Consider the following 5,467-nt stretch of genomic DNA (forward strand, 5'->3'; position numbering starts at 1 on the left):
CGGGTACGGCGTTCCAATTTCGTCTACGGCTCCACCAAAGCCGGTTTGGACGGCTTCTACCTTGGTCTGGGCGAAGCGTTGCGCGAATACGGGGTTCGGGTGCTGGTGATACGGCCCGGCCAAGTCCGTACCCGGATGAGCGCCCATCTCAAAGAAGCACCGCTCACCGTCGACAAGGAGCAAGTCGCCAACCTCGCCGTCAGCGCGGCCGCGAAAGGTAAGGAATTGGTCTGGGCGCCACCGACATTTCGCTACGTGATGATGGTTTTGCGTCATATCCCGCGGCCGATCTTCCGCAAGCTCCCCATCTGAGCAGATGCCCAGCAGACGCGAAAGCCCCCAATCCGGGCAGAAAATAGGGGCTTTTACATCTGCTCGCGCCGGGGACGCACTGGCCAGCATCGGCCAGGTGGCGATCGCTGCCGCGATTGCCGCTGTGGTCGCGGTGATCTCGCTCAAAGCCATCGCCGGCGTGAACTGGCCTGCCTACCCGTCGTCGAATCAGCTGCACGCGCTGACCACCGTCGGTCAGGTGGGCTGCATCGTCGGGTTGGTGGCCACCGGCTGGCTGTGGCGACGCGGTGGGCCGGCGATCCGCCTGCTGTCCCGGCTGGCCGCAGTAGTATTCGTGTCAGCATTCTGCGTGGTGACGCTGGGCATGCCGCTGGGCGCGACCAAGCTCTATCTGTTCGGGATCTCGGTGGACCAGCAATTTCGCACCGAATACCTGACCCGGCTCACCGACAGCGCTGCGCTGCGCGACATGACCTACAAGGGGCTGCCGCCGTTTTACCCGCCCGGCTGGTTCTGGATCGGGGGGCGCATCGCGGCGCTGACCGGAACACCCGGCTGGGAGATGTACAAGCCGTGGGCGATTACCTCGATCACCATCGCGGTCGCGGTTGCGTTGGTGCTGTGGTGGCGGATGATTCGCTTCGAGTTCGCGCTGATCGTCACGGTCGCGACCGCTGCGGTGATGCTGGCCTACAGTTCACCGGAGCCCTACTCGGCGATGATCACGGTGCTGCTGCCGCCGGTGTTGGTGTTGACCTGGTCGGGGCTACGCGCTCGCGACCGTGACGCCGGTGTCACGGTCGACGGCGGCGTGGGCCGGTCCGGTGGGTGGGCCGCGGTGGTCGGGGCCGGGATCTTTCTGGGCTTCGCGGCCACCTTTTACACGCTGCTATTGGTGTACAGCGCGTTCACCGTGGTGCTGATGGCGGTGTTGTTGACGGCGTCGCGCTGGCGGCGGGGCATCAAAGCCGCCGTCGACCCGCTGGTCCGGCTGGCAGTCATCGGCGTCATCGCCGCCGCGATCGCCGCGACCACGTGGACACCCTTTCTGCTGCGGGCATCCCGTGACGCGGTCAGCAACACCGGCAGCGCCTGGCACTACCTTCCCGCCGACGGCGCCGAGCTGACCTTCCCGATGCTGCAGTTCACGCTGCTCGGCGCGCTGTGCATGCTCGGCACGCTGTGGTTGCTGGTCAGGCTGCGGACATCGGTGCGGGCGGCCGGGCTGGCGATCGCGGTGCTCGCCGTCTACCTGTGGTCGCTGCTGTCGATGCTGACCACGCTGGCACGCACCACGCTGCTGTCGTTCCGGCTGCAGCCGACGCTGACCGTGCTGCTGGCCGCGGCCGGCACATTCGGTTTCATCGAGGCCACGCAGGCACTAGTCGGGCTTGCCCGAGAAAGGAGCCGCGATCGCGCCTGGGACCGGAGCGTCATCCCGGTGGCCACTGCGATCGGGCTGGTCGGCGCGATCGGCTTCAGCCAGAACATCCCCGAAGTGCTGCGCTCGGACCTCGCAGTCGCCTATACCGACACCGACGGCTACGGCCACCGCGGCGACCGCCGCCCGCCCGGCGCCGAGAAGTACTACCCGGCCATCGACACGGTGATCACCCACGTGACCGGTCAGCCCCGCGACCAAACCGTCGTGCTCACCGCCGATTACAGCTTCCTGTCCTACTACCCCTACTGGGGCTTTCAGGGGCTGACGTCGCACTACGCCAACCCGCTGGCGCAGTTCGACAGGCGCGCCGCCGCCATCAAAAGCTGGTCCAAGCTCAAGAACGCAGAGCAGTTCGTCCACGCCCTCGACACGCTGCCCTGGGCGCCGCCGACGGTGTTCTTGATGCGCCGGGGCGCGAACGACACCTACACACTGCGACTGGCCGAGGACGTCTACCCCAACCAACCCAACGTCCGCCGCTACACCGTCGACTTCAAAGCCGCCCTGTTCGCCGACCCCCGGTTCACCGTCACCACCATCGGCCCATTCGTGCTGGCCATCCGACAGGAGCCCAGCCACTGATGGCAACGGAATCGACACAGGTCGGGCCACTACCATCTACCTCCGTGACCGTCACGGGCGCGAACTACCGGACCACCCGGGAAGACGCAACCACCCGGGTAGATCGGACCGCCCGGAACTTCCGGGCGGCCCGGTTCGTCGCCGTCGTCGCAGGCCTGCTGGGAGCGGGCCTAGCGATCATCACCCCGTTCTTGCCGGTCAAACAGACCACCGCCCAGCTGAACTGGCCGCAAAACGGGGTGTTCCACAGCGTCGAGGCACCGCTGATCGGATACGTCGCCACCGACCTGAACATCACCATCCCGTGTCAGGCCGCCGCCGGACTGACCGGGCCTGGCAATACCAGCAAAACGGTGCTGCTGTCCACGGTGCCCAAGCAAGCGCCCAAGGCCGTTGACCGCGGCCTGGTCATCGAACGCGCCAACGACGACCTCGTCGTCGTCGTACGCAACACCCCGGTCGTGGTGGCGCCGCTCAGCGAGGTCCTCGGCCCGGCCTGTCAGCGGCTGACGTTTACCGCCCACGCCGACAAGGTCACCGGCGAATTCGCCGGGCTACGACAGGGCCCGCACGCCGATCACCCCGGCGCACCCCTGCGCGGCGAACGCGGCGGCTACGACTTCAGGCCGCAGATCGTCGGCGTGTTCACCGACCTGTCGGGGCCGGCGCCGCCGGGGCTGCAGCTGTCGGCGACCATCGACACCCGCTACAGCAGCGCCCCGACGCCGCTGAAGATGGCCGCAATGGTCCTCGCGGTAGCGCTGACCCTCACCGCGCTGGTAGCACTGCACATCCTCGACCGCGCCGACGGGATCCGGCACCGCCGCTTCCTGCCCGCCCGCTGGTGGTCGATCAGTGGGCTGGACGTGCTGGTCACGGCGGTGCTGGTGTGGTGGCAATTCGTCGGCGCCAACACGGCCGACGACGGCTACATCCTGACCATGGCCCGGGTGTCCGAACACGCCGGCTACATGGCGAACTACTACCGCTGGTTCGGCACCCCAGAGGCCCCGTTCGGCTGGTACTACGACCTGTTGGCGCTATGGGCGCACGTCACCACGGCCAGCATCTGGATGCGGCTGCCGACCCTGCTGATGGCGCTGACGTGCTGGTGGGTGATCAGCCGGGAAGTGATCCCGCGGCTGGGCCACGCGGTCAAGCAGAGCCGCGCCGCGGCGTGGACGGCGGCGGGCATGTTCCTGGCATTCTGGCTGCCGCTGAACAATGGGCTGCGGCCCGAGCCGATCATCGCGCTGGGCATTCTGCTGACCTGGTGTTCGGTCGAGCGGGCGGTGGCCACCAGCCGGCTGCTGCCAGTGGCGATCGCCTGCATCCTTGGCGCGCTGACCCTGTTCTCCGGCCCGACCGGCATCGCGTCGATCGGGGCTCTACTGGTGGCGATCGGGCCGCTGCGCACGATCCTGCACCGCCGTACCAAACAGTTCGGTCTGCTGCCGCTGATGGCCCCGATCTTGGCCGCCGTCACGGTCACGACGATCTTGATCTTCCGGGACCAGACCTTCGCCGGCGAGCTGCAGGCCAACATGCTCAAGCGTGCGGTCGGGCCCAGCCTGAGCTGGTTCGACGAGCACATCCGCTACGAGCGGCTGTTCATGGCCAGCCCGGACGGCTCGGTGGCCCGGCGCTTCGCCGTGTTGGCGTTGCTGGTGGCGCTGGCGGTGTCGGTGGCAATGGCGTTGCGCAAGGGCAGGATTCCGGGCACCGCGGCCGGGCCGAGCCGACGCATCGTCGGCATCACGATCATCTCGTTCATCGCGATGATGTTCACCCCGACCAAGTGGACGCACCACTTCGGGGTGTTCGCCGGGCTGGCCGGTTCGCTTGGGGCGCTGGCCGCTGTCGCGGTGACGGCCACGGCGATGCGCTCGCGACGCAACCGCACCATGTTCGCCGCACTGGTGCTGTTTGTGATGGCGCTGTCGTTCGCCAGCGTCAACGGCTGGTGGTATGTCTCGAATTTCGGTGTGCCGTGGTCGAATGCGTTCCCGGAGTGGAAGTTCGGCTTCACCACCGCGCTGCTGGGGCTGACGGTGCTGGTGCTGCTGCTGGCAGCGTGGTTTCACTTCGTCAACAACGGCTCTGGCGGTGAGCCCCGCTCGCGAATCGCGCGAATTACCCAGTCGCCGTTGGCAATTGCGGCGTGGCTACTGGTCTTCTTCGAGGTGACGTCGCTTACTCTCGCGATGACCGACCAGTACCCGGCCTGGTCGGTCGGCCGCTCCAACCTGCAAGCGTTGACCGGCAAGACGTGCGGGCTGGCCTACGACGTGCTCGTTGAACAGGACCCCAATGCCGGCATGCTGACCCCGATCGGGATGCCGGTGAAAGACGCGCTGGGCGGCGGCTACGCCGAAGGCTTCGACCCCAACGGCATCCCCGCCGACGTCTCCGCCGACCCGGTGATGGAACGCCCCGGCGACCGTAGCTTCCTGAACGACGACGGGATGATCACCAGCAGCGAGGCCGGCACCGAAGGCGGTACCACGGCCGCGCCTGGCATCAACGGATCACGCGCCCGGCTGCCCTACAACCTGGACCCGGCCCGCACACCGGTGTTCGGCAGCTGGCGATCCGGTGTGCAAGTCCCTGCGGTGCTGCGCTCGACGTGGTATCGGCTGCCGCCCCGCGACCAAGCCGGGCCGCTGCTGGTGGTCTCGGCGGCCGGCCGGTTCGATCCCGGCGAGGTCAAGCTGGAGTGGGCCGACGACAAAGGCGCAGCCGCTGGAAAACCCGGGGGCACAGTGAGTTTCGTCGACGTCGGGGCGGCGCCGGCGTGGCGTAACCTGCGAGCGCCGATGTCCGCGCTGCCGCGCAGCGCCACCCAGATTCGGGTGATCGCCACCGATGACGACCTGGCGCCGCAGCACTGGATCGCGCTGACCCCGCCGCGCATGCCGCGGCTGCGCACATTGCAAGACGTGGTCGGGTCGCGGGACCCGGTGCTGCTGGACTGGCTGGTGGGCCTGGCGTTCCCGTGCCAGCGGCCTTTCGACCACCGCAACGGCGTCATCGAAGCACCGAAGTGGCGGATCCTTCCGGATCGCTTTGGGGCGGAAGCCAATTCGCCGGTGATGGACAACAACGGCGGCGGCCCGCTCGGGATCACCGAGCTGTTGGTGCGCGCGA

3 protein-coding genes are annotated in these 5,467 nt (G+C 67.8%); all 3 read left to right on the forward strand.

Features of this window, described 5'->3' with window-relative positions:
- Positions 1–312: SDR family NAD(P)-dependent oxidoreductase (locus VFA16_RS20115; RefSeq protein ID WP_324969517.1), on the forward strand; the 312-nt coding region annotated here is incomplete at its 5' end.
- Between the two features lie 4 nt (positions 313–316).
- Positions 317–2,320 (forward strand): galactan 5-O-arabinofuranosyltransferase, encoded by a 2,004-nt coding sequence (locus VFA16_RS20120; protein WP_324969518.1) that lies wholly within the window; start codon positions 317–319, stop codon positions 2,318–2,320.
- Positions 2,320–5,467, forward strand: a 3,148-nt coding sequence (locus VFA16_RS20125; protein ID WP_324969519.1) for an arabinosyltransferase domain-containing protein, incomplete at its 3' end; no start/stop codon positions are given. The genes VFA16_RS20120 and VFA16_RS20125, both read left to right, overlap by 1 nt.

Source organism: Mycobacterium sp. (genome assembly GCF_035653355.1).
Taxonomy (GTDB): domain Bacteria; phylum Actinomycetota; class Actinomycetes; order Mycobacteriales; family Mycobacteriaceae; genus Mycobacterium.

Bases quoted from the DNA above. Each gene is read 5' to 3' on its own strand.
- VFA16_RS20120 (WP_324969518.1), top strand. From the start codon at position 317: ATGCCCAGCAGACGCGAAAGCCCCCAATCCGGGCAGAAAATAGGGGCT.